This window comes from Treponema sp. SP13, from assembly GCF_050938355.1.
Lineage (GTDB): Bacteria > Spirochaetota > Spirochaetia > Treponematales > Treponemataceae > Treponema_D > Treponema_D socranskii.
Window position 1 is genome coordinate 260,753 of the sequence record NZ_JADOVM010000003.1, and the last position, 13,857, is coordinate 274,609.

Here is a 13,857-nt window from a genome sequence, read left to right on the forward strand (position 1 = left end):
GTGAGCTTTAATAATATTCCGACCTTTTCATGCATCCGATAAAAGACTGATATTTTATATTTAATAATTGCACTTTTTCGGATTTTACTGTATTCTTATAATATGAATAAAGCGGAGAAAGACGATATTCGAAAATACGTTAAATTTTCCATCGGAGCGAAGCTCGTTCTCATCATTTCGGTGTTGACGATTTTATCGCTCGGGATTATTACACTTTTGGTTACGTGGTTCGGAAGTCAGGATGTGCGAATCCGCGCCGAAGAAAACAACCGCACGGTAAACGCACAGGCTGCCGGTTTGGCGGAAAAGGATTTGTCCTCGCTGCGCGCGAACGCGTTTTTGCTTTTGGATATTTTGAATAGAACGGAAAGCGGGAGTTCGTTTGCAAAGCAGGCGGCCGATTTTTACTTTGAGCGAAATCCTTCGGTCGCCGCCGTTTTGGTAACCGATTCGAACCGGCCCGACGGTTTGGAGCGCAAACTTTTAAGCTCGGCCTTTTTTCTGTCGAACGAATTGGATCCTTCTCTTATCGATATTTTTTTATCCCGTGAACGGGATAAAATCCGTGAAACCGAACGCGGCATTACGAACGTGCTGAACGCTTCTCCCGTGTTCGAAAGCCCTCTGCTGGTGCTGTGCTATCCCTATACGGAGCGGGGCTTAAATCAGGGGTTGGCCGTCTTCTTTTCCGCCGAAAAAATATCCGACAGTTTCGGAGCCGGAACGCTGCAAACGACGTATTTGGTCAACGACGACGGCGACATCCTCATTCACCCCGACTTTAGCTTGGTAAAAAACGGCGCCAACGTGAGCAATTTTTCGCTGTTTACACAAATGCGCGAAAACGGCGACACGAACCGCCAGCTCCTCGTTACCGACGATACCGGCAAAAAATATTTCGGTACGTACCGCCGCCTTGCCTTCGGCGAACTTGCCGTTTTAACGACCGCAGACGCCGACGTTCTTTTGGAACCGGTTGCCGATACGACGCGGCGTAATATTTATTTAAGTGTTATCGTATTGTTTCTTTCGATTGTGTTTATATGGTTTTTTTCCAAGTCGATAAGCCGGCCCGTTAAAACCCTTGCGCGCGCCGCCGGGCAAATAGAGCAGGGCGAATACGAACTCGATTTGAAGCCGAAAACGAGAGACGAAATCGGTCTTTTGACGTCGAGCTTCGTAAAGATGGGCAAGGGGCTTGCCGAGCGTGAACGACTCAAAGATTCTTTCGGCCGTTTTATCAATAAAGAAATCGCCGAGCTTGCCGCGCGCGGGGAACTTGCGCTCGGCGGCGAAACGAAAGACGTAACGGTTTTCTTTTCCGACATCCGCTCGTTTACTTCGATTTCCGAAAAACTTACACCGGCGGAAGTCGTCGAGTTTTTGAATGAATATATGACGGCGATGGTCGAATGCGTCAACGCGACCCACGGCGTCGTCGACAAATTTATCGGAGACGCGGTTATGAGCGTGTGGGGCGCTCCGACTTCGGCAGGAAGTCCGAAAGAAGATGCGCTCAACTGCATCCGCGCGGCGCTTCGTATGAGGGCTGCGCTTATAATCTTTAACCGCGGACGCGGCGGCGATAAAAAGCCTATTATCCGCATAGGATGCGGCATCAATTCGGGGCCCGTCGTTGCAGGTCAAATCGGTTCGGTAAAACGAATGGAATATACCGTCATCGGGGATGCCGTAAACCTCGCATCGCGTACGGAAGCTTTGAACAAGCCGATGGGAACGGATATCCTTATTACCGAGTACACGTATAATTTGGTGCGCGATCACGTTGTCGTTGAAGAAATGCCGGCGGTTACCGTCAAAGGCAAAGAAAAGCCGTTGAGAATGTTTGCCGTTATCAATATGCCCGCCGAAAACGGCATCCCCGGCGCGGGCGCGAAGGGTCCTAAATCCCTTGCACAAATACGGGATGTACTCGGAATCCCGGTTCCCGATTTTGCGAAGGTAAACCTCGATGAAGACGAAAAAAAGTACAAAATACAATCCTGACTCTCCGAGCGCAGCAAGCGTATTGCAGGATATCGCCGTCGTTGTGTTTTCTCTCGCTGCGGTTGCCTTTACGTCGCATCTGTTTTACCGCGATGTGAATAAAACGCTTGAGCGCAGCGATAAGGCGCCGGTCGCAACCGTTTCGTATAAATACAAAAGCGTGCAGCGAAAATTCCTCGACCGTTCCGTGTGGGACAGACCCGTGCAGTATTCGCCCGTGTATAACGGCGATATCATCCGAACCGCGCCTTCATCCGAAGCGACGATTAACTTTCCCGATCAAAACGTCATAAGCGTCGGCGCGAACACGATGATTCAAATCTTTAAGCAAACGCAAAAAGACGAAACGGCCGTACAGGTTGACGAAGGAAAAATTTCGGTGCAAACGGCGGGTTCGGCGATGGCCGTGCGTTCGGACAACGCATCGGTCAATGTGGAAAAAGATTCGGTTTTGCACATGCAAAAGCTTGAGACCGACCGGGAAGCCGATTCTTCCGGCGGCGTATTGCGTTTGAGCGTCGAAAAAGGACGGGCTGCGCTCAGCAAAACGGGCGGCAGTTCCACCGAAGCGGATTCTGCGGCGCAAGGTGAAATATTAACCGAAGGGACGGTTGTGAATGCCGCTTCCGATGCGGTTTTTGCTCCGAACGTCGAAGAAAACCGCTTCGTTTCGGTTATAAGTCCCGCTCCCGAAATGAAAATACTGAACAAAAATACAGACGGCAAAGCGGCTGCGGTTCCGTTTAAATGGTACAGCTCTTTTGCCGATAACAGCGAATTGATTTTTGAAAGGTCACGCAGCCGCGATTTTACGCAAAATGTGCGCCGCGTGTCGGTTACCGGCTTAAAAGAGCTGACGGTCGATGAGGGTTCCGGTACCGTTTATTGGAGACTGTACGCCGCCGAAAAGGGCCCGGAAGATGCTTCTTCCGATTCGGGAAAATTTACCGTGTTGGCCGCGCCCCCGCCTGCGCTTCTTGAACCCGCGCCCGACAAGCGTTATGTGTATAAAGAAGCGCTTCCGGCCGTGCGCTTTTTGTGGAAGGGTAACGAAGCCTGTTCGTCCTATGTGCTCGAAGCGGCTTCCGATCCAGGCATGAAAAATCCCGCCGTTACAAAACAAGTGAGCGGCGAATCGATTTCGTTTGTGCTTCCCGGCGACGGAACATGGTACTGGCGTTTAACGCCGATTTATGCGGCGGAAGACGAAGCGAGCCGCAAGCCGACTCCCGCATCGGTTTTTTACATCGAAAAACAAAAAACCTTTGCGCCCATAGAACAGCTTGCGCCCGGAAAAATCGCCGATACGGCCGAAGGTAAAAGCGTAACCTTTTCGTGGAAGAGCGTAAGCGAAGTAAAAAAATACCTCGTGCGCGTTGCAAAAACCGAAGCGATGGACAATCCCGTTTTGGAGCGTTCTTCCGACATCAATTATTACGAACTGAAAAACGCCGCAAAAGCGCTCCCGAACGGCAGCTATTATTGGACGGTCGAAGGGCTCGATAAAAACGGCGAGCGCTTGACTTCGAGCGCGGCCGCCTCTTTTAAAACGCGCGACAGCGAAGTTATCCTTCGTTCGCTTTTTCCGCCGGAAAATTACGTGTTGGCGGATACGCTGTGCCTCGATACGCGCTTTACGTGGAAGACAAATTTGGAAGGTGAACAGCGCTTTCAAGTGTCTTCTTCGCCCGATTTTTCGTCTCCCGTCCTCGACGTAAAAGCGCAAGGCTCCGGTATCGAAGGCCTTATGTTCGAACGGGGCGACTGCTATTGGCGCGTGGCGGTAAAAAGCGAAGACGAAACTTTTTATACGCCGGCAAAAAAGCTGAACGTTGTCCCCGCACTTCCCCGTCCGGAACTTATCGGCATAGGTGATTCGGTCGTTGTCCGCCCCGATGCCAAAACGACCTTCGCGTGGACGGCCGTTCCGCTCGCCGATTATTATCAGGTAAAAATCACCGAGCCGGGCTTGGATTCGGTACCGCTCTATGAAAATCTGTACATTACCGCCACCGAAGTAAAAATGGCTTTGCAGTCGATACGAGAAGGGCGGTATGTTATACACGTGCAGGGCTTTGCCGCCTCGACTTTAACGTCGAGCAGGCGTTACAGCTATGCCGCCGACAAAACCTTCGACTTAAAGCATCTTCGCCCCGTCGAACTCGTGTCCCCGCCGCGCGGCGCAAAAATATCCGGCGTCGATGCGGCGCTCAAGCCGGGCAGTTTGCAATGGAGTTCGGTCGAAAAACCCGTAAAAAGCCGCCTCGTGCTTGAAAAGATCGGCAAAGCAGGCAGTTTAATTTCGGCTTCGAACCCCGATTATACGGTAAACCTTCCGCCTCTTGAAGCCGGAACCTACCGCTGGCGGGTTACCGCGACAACCGAAGACGGCTTGGACATTTCGTCGGTACGGGACGGGATATTTACCGTGCTGCCCATACCGCCGCTTGAAAAACTTGCCGTTTTTTCTCCGGCGGAAAACCAAACCTTCGGCGCAAACTTTTTTAAAACGAACCGCAGTATCGTGTTCCGCTGGAAAAAGAACGCAGAGGCTACGCATTACTCAATCAAACTGTACAATGCTAAAAATCAAAAAATTTTCGAACGCAACATAGAGGCAAACGAAGCTTCCGCGGGAAATAAGGCGGACGAATGTACCTTTACATTTACCGATCTTGCCAAATTATCGCGCGGAACATTTTATGTCGACATACGCGCCCAACGGCGTTTAAAGAACGGCTTATTGTTCCAAGACGGGAACGCTTCCGTACGGAACTTTGTTATAGATTTGCCGCAAACGAAAAAGATCGAAACCGACGATACGGGAGTTCTGTATGGGCGATAGACGATTTTTTGCAGCTTTGTGTGCGCTCGTCTTTTTTGTGTGTCTGCCGTTCGTACAGGCACAAACGCCTGACGGCGTGCCTGCGCAAGAGCAAGCGGACAAAAATCCCGCTACGGAAGGAATGGCCGACGAAAAGACCGGGGAAATGACGCACTATTTTATCGAGGAAAGCGAACGCGGTTCGGTTTTGTACCAACGACTTTCGTGGCAGGCGGTTGAAGATATTTTGGGCTACGAGTTCGAACTAGAAAAAGAGGATGATAACGGCAACTGGCGCAGAATCGATAAAAAACTGGTAAAAGACAACTTTACCGATGTGTCGCTGCCGCCGGGAACTTACCGCTATAAAATAACCGTTATCAACCTGCTCGAACAGGCCGAAGCGTCCAGCGCCTACCGCAATTTTGAAATTTTGATTGCGCACCAGCCGGAAGTCGACTCCGTGTCGCCGCAGATCATCTATTTGGATGAATTTTTCGACGGCATCTTTGCCGCATCCGGTGCCTACTTTTTGCGGCACACCGTATTTTCTCTGAGCAAACAAGGGGGCGCTCCGATCACGCTTGTGCCGGCCGAGCTTTCCAAAGACGGAAAAAAGGTCCGATTTGAATTAAACTTAAATAAGTTCAATCCCGGTGTCTATACTTTTACCGTGCACGATATAAGCGGCTTAACCGACAAAAGTAAGACGGTAACCTTCAAATTCCAAAAGCCCGTGGATGCCTATGTGTCGGCAGGCTATGCGTTTACCGGCTTTGCGGGAGAAAGCGTCTTTCAAACGTTCTATAACAGGAACATCGCCCCCTTGGGCGGCATATTCCGCTTTTCGCTCCTGCCGATAAAAAGAACTTACGGCCACTTCGGCTTTAACCTGACCTACTCGGCCGCAATGATGAACGCAAAACGCGATTATTACACGCTGAGCGGCACGCTCATGACTGCACAGCTGAATGCGGTGTACATATACCCGCTTATAAAACACCGCTTAAACCTCGACGTACATGCAGGCTTCGGCACCGCCTTTTTGGTAAACAGCCGTTTTGTGTTTGACGGTTCGGGCGATGTAAAAAGTCCCGCGTACTGGTATTGGGGGCCGGGCATCAGCGCGGGAACCTCGCTTCAGCTTTTAAATGTATTCAAAAAGATGTATGCCGAAGCCGGCGTCGAACACTTTATCGTGTTCAGAAAAGGCATGCCCAAGTATATTGTTCAACCCGAAGTTTCGGTCGGCTGGATGTTTTAAAGAAATGACGTGATATTTGTATTTTTCTGTACGGCAGGCATCGCGCATGCGTCCGGTCGTTTTGTCACGCGGCCGAAAGGTCGCTTTCATACATTTTTATTTGCTCGTCGCAATCCGATATTCGGTCTTTCGGATAAAAATCGATTTTCGTGTGAGAGTCTCACACGGTGATGACGGCGGCGCCGGTTTTTTCGTCTTTCGGAAGCCGTGCCGAATCGCCGAGCGAGCGGACTGCAATACGGTCGCCCGAAAAAAGGGTGATGCCGGATGCGGGAACTGCGAGCGTCAATCCGAGCGGACTGCACGCGTAGTGTCCCGAAGCGCGGCCGGGAAGAGTGATGGCGTCGCTTACGATGCGGATCGGAAATTCGGCGCTTGCCGACTTTGAAGCTTCGCTGACGGCGGCGTTTGACGTTTTTCCGCTCCTGTTTTCGAAAGCGTTTCGGGCAAAGAGAAAACTTACGACGGCTCTCGTTTTCGGAAGCTTTGCGTCTTTCGAAAGCTTCAAAAGCGAAGGGGGTGCGTCCTCCGTCGAAAAGGCGAAGTTGCACCACTTCGACGCGCTTCCCGTATGCGCGCGGTATCCGTTCATAGGGCATGCTCCCGCGTGCGGACAGGGCGAAACGATCGTCATATTTTTTTTAAGCAGCGTATCGCGCATTAAGCTGATAATGCGTGCGGCGGACGGCACTCCCGGTTCGATGACGAGAAGACCGCATTTTTTTGCCGCATAGGAGAGGAGCGATGAGGCGTACTGTTTTGCGCGTATTTCGTCGCTCCGCGCATCGGTTTCGCGCAGTTCGTTCAGCATGTCGGCACAGACGATGAGAGAGGCTTTTTGCCGTAGCGGCTCTCCGAGCGCACCTTTTACGCGCACGATATTCCAATGAGGGGCGGCATTTTTATCGGAAGGAGGGACGCGGGCTGCGATCGAAAGGTAGAGGTTTTCTCCGAGCGCGAGGGATGTCTGCGATATGTCCATGCAGTACCACGTAAGTTTTTTGTTCCGCAGTTCGGGGCGGGAAAGCCACAGCGAGATGACGGCGGTGAGCGGGCCGCTTCCGACATCGAGGCAGGCATCTCCGTCAGAAAGCGCGAACGCGTCTTTTTCAAAGTTTGCAAAGAGGCGCGTAAAGCGGACTATGTTCCACCAAGAAAAATAGCGAACGTATGCGGAAAGCGTTTCGGGCGCGTTCATATAGCCTCTTCTCCGTTCGCCCCGTTCGTCGGTGAGCGCGTGCGAAAGCGCGTTTATGTGTTTCGGAAGAGAGGCGAGCTGCCTGCCGTTTGCGGGAAATACGCTTTGCAATATCTTGTCGAATTCATCGATGACATTTCGTGCGTCGGGCGGGATCGCATCGGCTGAAAACATGCTGCGCCGTTTCAAAATTGCCGCGGTATTTTTTTTAATAAATTTTTCGTACCGCGTTGCGCCGTCAGTTCGATTCATGCTTTCGGTATTTCCTCATCGTAAGGTAGATGTCGGTTAAATCGGTGCGCAAATCGTGGATCGCATGCAGCGTATCCGCGTCGTCTTCGAGGCGATTTGCGTCTTCGATGATTTGACTTCGTGCGCCTTCGATCGTAAATTTTTTGATATTGATAAGGTATTTCAGCCGGAGGATGATATCGATTTCGCGCTGCGAATACACGCGGTGTCCCGCCATATTTTTTTGCGGGGCGAATCCGGGTATCACGCTTTCCCAATAGCGAAGCACGTGGGCTTTTACGCCCGTGATCTCTTCTACGTCGCCGATCGAATACGATGCCACTTGTCTCTCCGTCAGTTTGTATTCGTGCGGTCTTCCCATTTTTGCCGGCTCGCTTTCAGTTCGAGCTGCACGGGAATTTTATTAAATCCCAAATCTTCGCGGATTCTGTTTTTGAGATAGGCGATATACGTCTGCGGTACCGATTCGGGCTTTGTCGCAAAGATCAAAAACGACACGGGATTGACGCCGGTCTGCGTCATATAACGTACTTTAAAATGCGCGGTTTTCGCTGCAGGCGGCGGGTATTGAAAAAGCCAATCTTTGAGCGCCGCGTTCAGCACCGACGTTTCGACTTTTCGCGTAAGCTGAGCGTAGAGTTCAAGTACCGTATTCAGCAAATCCTTGATGCCTTTGCCTTCGAGAGCGGAAAGCGCGACGATCGGCGCGTATTCCATGTGACCGAACATAATGCGGATGTTTTCCGCCGCTTTGCGGAACGCCGTGCGTCCCTTTTCCTGCGTGTCCCATTTATTGAGTGCGAAGACGATGCCGCGTCCGCGTTCGTGCGCAAGCGCGCACAATTTTTTTACCTGCTCGTCCAATCCGTCCTGCGCGTCGATCATCAATATGACGACGTCGCATTCGTCGAGCGTTTTGATCGCGCGGTTTACGGAATAGTATTCGACGTTTTCTTTTACCTTCGTCTTTCTTCGGATGCCGGCGGTATCGAGCACTTGAAAGTCGGCTCCTCCGTACGAAAAGGCTCCTTCGACGACGTCCCGCGTCGTGCCGGCGTAATCGCTGACGATCGACGCGTCGGAATGCGTCAAGCGGTTTGCGAGCGTCGATTTTCCGGTGTTCGGCTTTCCCATGATCGCGATCCGTATGACCGGTGTTTTGTCGATTTCGACGACGGATGAAAAATCGAGGCGCGAAACGATCGCATCCGAAAGCTCGGGTATGTGATCGCCGTGTTCGGCCGAAATGAAAATCAAATCGCCGAAGCCGAATCTTGCGTAATCGTAAGCCTGTTCGCTGTTGCGTCCGCCTTCCGTTTTGTTGACGACGGCGATGACTTTGTCCCGATACGGACGCATTTCTCCGATAAGCTCTTCGTCTTCAGCGGTGAGTTCTTCGGCATCGAAGACGAGCAAAATCAAATCGGCCTTCCGTATCGCATCGAGCGAACGGTTTACGACGAGTTCGTCGAGGGCGGCTTCCTGCGTACCCGTTTTTCGTTCGAGCTTATAACCGCCCGTGTCGATGAGGCGAACGGGTTTTCCCGCTATGAGCGCCGTACCTTCGACGGGATCGCGAGTAACGCCCGGAGTCGGATCGGTGATCGCGATATTTTTTTTCATAAAGCGGTTGAAGAGCGTAGACTTGCCGACGTTCGGACGTCCTGCAATGACGACGACGGGGCAGTTTGCAAACAGCTTGTCGCGCTTTTCATCCGTTGCTTTTTGCGCGAGCGATTCCGAGCGCTTTTTTTCGAGCGGTTTTGAAAAATCAGGTTTGCGTTTTCTTTGCATAATCGATAATCCCGTTCGCCGTAATTATTAATTAATATAAATTATTGAGATGCTTTGCCGAAATCGCATTCAATTCGTCGATCGTAAAGCGCGACAAAAGCTCTTTGATGCCGGAAATCAATTTTGCGCTCATACTCAAACTGCGAAGTCCCATACCCGAAAGCACGAGAACGCTGTCGTTTTTTCCCGCCATCTCTCCGCACACGGAAACGGGTATGCCCGCTTTTCCGGCGGCATCGACCGTCATCGCGATAAGGCGCAGAACGGCCAAATTGAATTCGTCGTAGAGTCCCGACACGGCGGGATTTTCCCTGTCGATGCCGAGCGTGTACTGCGTTAAATCGTTCGTGCCGATCGAAAAAAAATCGCTGTGCTTTGCAAGCGAATCGGAAAGCAGGGCGGCGGCGGCCGTTTCCACCATGATGCCGATCGGGACCTTATCGTTGAACGGAATATTTTCGGCGCGCAGTTCGCTCTGCACCGTTTTCGCGATCGATTTGCACTGCTTCACCTGATCGACGGTCGTGATGAGCGGCAGCATGATGCGCAGGTTTCCGTAGATGCTTGCGCGGTATAAAGCGCGCAGCTGTGTTTTTAAAAGCTGCGGATAGGCGAGAGAAAGGCGCACGGCGCGCAGTCCCATGAGCGGATTTTTTTCTTCCGCAGCCGGAATGTCCGCCGAATGAATGAGCTTGTCGCCGCCCGCGTCGAGTGTGCGGATCGTTACGGGCTTTCCGTTCATAGCGCCGAGCGCGTGCTTATACGCGTTGAACTGCACTTCTTCGTCGAAGGGACGGTACGCGTAGTTTGCCGTTTCGCGCATACAGCTCATGTATAAAAATTCCGTACGGAAAAGACCGATGCCGTCCGCGCCCTCTTTTACCGCGAAGTCCGCTTCTTCCGGTGTACCGATGTTCGCGTACAATTGAAATTTCGTGCCGTCCTTCGTTTCGGCGGATTTTGTTAAAAATATTTTAAGCTTTTCTTCGTGCGCTTTTTCCTTTTCGATTTTTTTTCGATATTCGGAGAGAGTTGCGTCGTCGGGGCCGGCGATGACTTCCGCCGTTTTGCCGTTTACGACGACGGTTTCTCCCGTTTGAATTTGATGTGTGATATTGTTGATGCCGACAACGGCGGGAATGCCGTAGTTCCGCGCCAATATGACGACATGGCTCGAAAGACCGCCTTCGGTGAGCGCGAGCGCCGAGATCTTCCGTTTTGCAAGGGCGATCGTATTCGTCGGTGAAAGAGATGACGCGACGATGACCGCTCCTTCAGGTACATCGTTTGCATCGAATTCGCGGACGCACAGCATATCGTCGAGCACGAGGGCGAATACGTCGGTGATGTCTCTTGCCCGTTCGGCCAAATAGTCGTCGCCCGCGTTGCGCAGTTTTTCGGCATATTCGGACGCTTTTACATCGACGACGTGTTCGATATTTACGTTCGATTTTTCATAAGAATCTTTGAGTTCGGCAGCGAAAATCGGATCGCCGAGCATGAGCGTATAGGCTTCGAGCAAATCGCGCTGCGTTTTGTTCGCCGTGTTTTTCGGCAAGTGTTCAAGTTCGGCATTGAGCCTTTCGGTGACGGCGCGTACCGACGATAAAAAACGCTTCCAGCCTGCATCCTTTTCTTTTTCTCGGACGGTTTTTTGAGGAACGGTTTTTATTGTTTTTTCGGGAATGACGAACGCTTTTCCGAGTCCGATTCCGTCAGCTGCCGGAATGCCGAGAAATATTTTCATTTGTATTTTATTATAACGGCGGCTCGGAGGAGTGTCAAACAGAACAGCGGTGCTTTTGTGATTATTTTGGAGATAGCCGGGATCGAACCGGTGACCTATAGATTGCGAAGCTAATACAATCCTGTTGCCGCCTGTTTTAGCCCGTTGCCAGCCTTGTATATCATAGAAGAAACTATTGCGGTCTGTTGCTATAAATATCCGATTTCATTGATATTTTTATTGACATTTTTTGCAAGAAATTTCCTCATTTTATTTCGTTTCTGTCTTTTTCGTTTTCGAAAGTGCCGTTAACCCCTCCAATAATTTCCAGACGACAAATAAGTCTTCCCTGTCTAATTTTTCAAGTTGTTCGAGTATATCCCGATACTTGCCGTACACTTCAACAGCATGAACACCGTCGAAATTTTCATCGACAAGATATTCAAGCTGTACTCCGAGACACGATGCGATTTTATACGCTTCGTCCACCCTCGGCACCCGTCCGTTCGCTTTCCATGTCGCAAACGTAGCTTTCGGTATTTTTGTGACCTGATACAGCCATTCATAGTTAGTGTTTTGCAAATTAAGCTGCTTTTTTACTTGACTCCAAAAATACTTTTCAATTTCCATGCGTTTATTATACGCGATAAACGATTTATTTAAAGTATTTTTATAAAAAATACTTGACAAAATGTTTTCATTTGAATTATTATCATGTTATGAAATACACTCAAACAGAAATTAAAGACCATAATCACGTAACGATGACATTTCGTCTGACACTCGAAGAGGCTAGAGAGTTTGATGAATTCGCCGCTCGACATTGCCTTAAAAAAACTGCCTATATGCGAAATCTCGTTCTTAGCGAAATCAGGGCGGATAAAAAAGAGGGAGATGTGCTATGAAAGCAAACGAAGTATTTGTATTCGGCGACAATATGATGCGCATGATACAAGTCGAAAATGCGCCGTGGTTTGTAGCAATGGATGTCGCACGGATTCTCGATTATTCGGATGCGCACAAAATGATTCAGATACTTGACGACGATGAATTTACGACAATCGGTACGGACAATTTTCAGAACCGCCTATTTGGCGGTTCTGAACAGGGTAGAACCGCCAAAATTCAAGGTTTTGATCGCAAAATAGGCGGTTCTGAACTGCTGAATTTCGAAGAAAACACCCCGAAACTGAACAGCAAAGGTACAATTATTATCAACGAATCAGGTCTTTACCATATCGTCATCAGCAGCCACAAGGCACAAGCAAAGGCTTTTCGCAGGTGGGTAACCGCCGAAGTGCTCCCGTCAATTAGAAAAACCGGTATGTATATCAATAAAAATTTGATACCGGACGCAGCAGGGATAACCGAAGCAAATTATCCGTTTTTCAATCGCCCTGACGCATACAGCCTTATCGAAAGTTTAAACGAAGCAATGCAGTCGGGGGTTTTGAAGCCCTACGAATGGAGGCATATCGTTCTCAACGCCCGCCTGCCGATCAGTACGAGAAATTACGACAACGACGTACAATCGTTTTTCAATAAAAATTTTCGCATCACCGGACAAGACGAAGATTTCATTCCCGTTGAATCGGTATACGAAAAATACAAAGAAGAATTTCCGCAGTCGGAATTATCGCGGAATAAATTCACCCGTACAATCCGCAGTTTATACCTCAACATTCAATATAAACAAAGGAAAATCAACGGGTACCCGATCCTCGTTTTCGCACGAATCGCAGCTGCTGACGCGCTGCAGGGAAAAGCACAATGACAGAATCGGAATATAAACTTGCCGAAATAACGCTCAAAGTCGACCGCATGCTCGATTTGGTACAGCGGCAAAATATCAAAAATCCGGCTGAATTGCCGGAATGGGTTGATTTGGCAACAGCCGTTAAATACAAGGGCGGGGGAGCGTACGAAACATACCGAACTCGATATTGGCTGCAGCCGTGCGCAGGTACGCACTCGGAACGCATTGCCGGTCGTAAATCATGGCGAAAGTCCGATGTCATTATCTGGGCATCTATTCCCGATTCCGACATTGAAAAATACGCTTCGCAGTTCGGAGTAAAAATACCCAAAAGAAAATGAATACGGAACAGATTTTTTCGGACAATCTGCGTGCGAATAAAGGCAAGAATTCAAGACCGTGCTATATCAACGGTCGAAAATATCGCAGCTTATTTTCCGCAGCGATTGATTGTGAACTCAATTATTCTTGGCTGATTATGAAACTGAAAAAGAATAAATACGCTCCGATAAAAATCAACAAAATTGAAATTATTTTGGAAGACTGGGTGAAAAAGCACCCTGAATATAATTACAAACCGGCAACGCCGGAAGGCAGGAAAGTATGAGTGATTTGAACATGGTCATTTTGCAAGGCAGATTAACGAAAAACGCGGAACGATCCGTATGTGCGAACGGTACCGTACGCGTATCGTTTTCTTTTGCTTGCGGAAAATCGGTAAAAACAAAAGACGGCAACTGGGAGACAAAGAGTTCTTTTTTCAATGCCGTTTATTTCGGTAAACATGCCGACTGGATTTTTAAAGACCTGACGAAAGGACGCGAAGTTATTATCGAGGGCGAACTGAAACAAAATGCGTGGACTGACAATAACAATAAACAACATTCTACAATCGAACTCGCCGTACAAAACGTCCGCGCGTTGCGTCGTCCCGGTGAAGGAAAACACACAAAGCAGGATGACGAAGTAAATACAGTGCCGGCAGTAAATACGGAAAGCGCGCCGCCCGAAGATATCCCGTTCTGATTATTTGTGA

13 protein-coding genes are annotated in these 13,857 nt (G+C 49.7%); 8 read left to right on the top strand and 5 right to left on the bottom strand.

From position 1 onward, the window contains the following. The first annotated feature begins 102 nt into the window (after window positions 1-102). From IZU26_RS07415 to IZU26_RS07425, 3 genes are read left to right on the top strand one after another with little or no spacing between them, the layout of a single operon-like run. A complete protein-coding gene (locus IZU26_RS07415) occupies window positions 103-2,007 on the top strand; it encodes an adenylate/guanylate cyclase domain-containing protein (protein ID WP_433277942.1) in 1,905 nt (634 codons plus the stop codon). Then, entirely contained in the window at window positions 1,973-4,852 is a 2,880-nt protein-coding gene (locus IZU26_RS07420; RefSeq protein WP_433277944.1) for a FecR family protein, read from the top strand. Before IZU26_RS07415 ends, IZU26_RS07420 begins: the two co-directional genes overlap by 35 nt. Further along, window positions 4,842-6,095, top strand: coding sequence for a hypothetical protein (locus IZU26_RS07425; protein WP_433277946.1), 1,254 nt, complete (start codon window positions 4,842-4,844; stop codon window positions 6,093-6,095). The genes IZU26_RS07420 and IZU26_RS07425 overlap by 11 nt, the downstream gene beginning before the upstream one ends. A 160-nt stretch (window positions 6,096-6,255) precedes the next feature. Here the strand turns inward: IZU26_RS07425 and IZU26_RS07430 are convergent, their stop codons facing one another. The 5 genes from IZU26_RS07430 to IZU26_RS07450 all read right to left on the bottom strand — a co-directional run bounded on the left by IZU26_RS07430 (window position 6,256) and on the right by IZU26_RS07450 (window position 11,695). Then, window positions 6,256-7,545, bottom strand: coding sequence for a small ribosomal subunit Rsm22 family protein (locus IZU26_RS07430; RefSeq protein WP_433277948.1), 1,290 nt, complete (start codon window positions 7,543-7,545; stop codon window positions 6,256-6,258). Further along, entirely contained in the window at window positions 7,532-7,867 is a 336-nt protein-coding gene (locus IZU26_RS07435; RefSeq protein WP_016521687.1) for a MerR family transcriptional regulator, read from the bottom strand. The genes IZU26_RS07430 and IZU26_RS07435 overlap by 14 nt, the downstream gene beginning before the upstream one ends. 11 nt (window positions 7,868-7,878) lie before the next feature. Then, window positions 7,879-9,339 carry a ribosome biogenesis GTPase Der gene (der, locus tag IZU26_RS07440; protein ID WP_433277950.1) on the bottom strand — a complete coding sequence of 487 codons (1,461 nt, stop codon included), beginning with the start codon at window positions 9,337-9,339 and terminating at the stop codon, window positions 7,879-7,881. Window positions 9,340-9,370: 31 nt separating this feature from the next. Then, complete coding sequence (gene ptsP / locus IZU26_RS07445) at window positions 9,371-11,086, bottom strand: phosphoenolpyruvate--protein phosphotransferase (protein ID WP_433277952.1); 1,716 nt, start codon at window positions 11,084-11,086, stop codon at window positions 9,371-9,373. Window positions 11,087-11,335: 249 nt separating this feature from the next. After that, window positions 11,336-11,695 carry a helix-turn-helix domain-containing protein gene (locus IZU26_RS07450; protein ID WP_433277954.1) on the bottom strand — a complete coding sequence of 120 codons (360 nt, stop codon included), beginning with the start codon at window positions 11,693-11,695 and terminating at the stop codon, window positions 11,336-11,338. An 89-nt stretch (window positions 11,696-11,784) separates the two neighbouring features. Here IZU26_RS07450 and IZU26_RS07455 point away from each other — a divergent pair, with 89 nt between their 5' ends. The 5 genes from IZU26_RS07455 to IZU26_RS07475 are packed head-to-tail and all read left to right on the top strand — an operon-like array spanning window position 11,785 to window position 13,847. Beyond that, window positions 11,785-11,970 carry a hypothetical protein gene (locus IZU26_RS07455; protein ID WP_433277956.1) on the top strand — a complete coding sequence of 62 codons (186 nt, stop codon included), beginning with the start codon at window positions 11,785-11,787 and terminating at the stop codon, window positions 11,968-11,970. Then, complete coding sequence (locus IZU26_RS07460; protein ID WP_433277958.1) at window positions 11,967-12,839, top strand: BRO-N domain-containing protein; 873 nt, start codon at window positions 11,967-11,969, stop codon at window positions 12,837-12,839. The genes IZU26_RS07455 and IZU26_RS07460 overlap by 4 nt, the downstream gene beginning before the upstream one ends. Continuing rightward, on the top strand, window positions 12,836-13,162 hold the full coding sequence (locus IZU26_RS07465) for a hypothetical protein (RefSeq protein WP_433277960.1): 327 nt from the start codon (window positions 12,836-12,838) through the stop codon (window positions 13,160-13,162). The genes IZU26_RS07460 and IZU26_RS07465 overlap by 4 nt, the downstream gene beginning before the upstream one ends. Further along, window positions 13,159-13,428 (top strand): hypothetical protein, encoded by a 270-nt coding sequence (locus IZU26_RS07470; protein WP_433277962.1) that lies wholly within the window; start codon window positions 13,159-13,161, stop codon window positions 13,426-13,428. Before IZU26_RS07465 ends, IZU26_RS07470 begins: the two co-directional genes overlap by 4 nt. Continuing rightward, window positions 13,425-13,847: a single-stranded DNA-binding protein gene (locus IZU26_RS07475; RefSeq protein ID WP_433277964.1), complete on the top strand. Its 423-nt coding sequence runs from the start codon at window positions 13,425-13,427 to the stop codon at window positions 13,845-13,847. The genes IZU26_RS07470 and IZU26_RS07475 overlap by 4 nt, the downstream gene beginning before the upstream one ends. Window positions 13,848-13,857 lie beyond the last annotated feature (10 nt).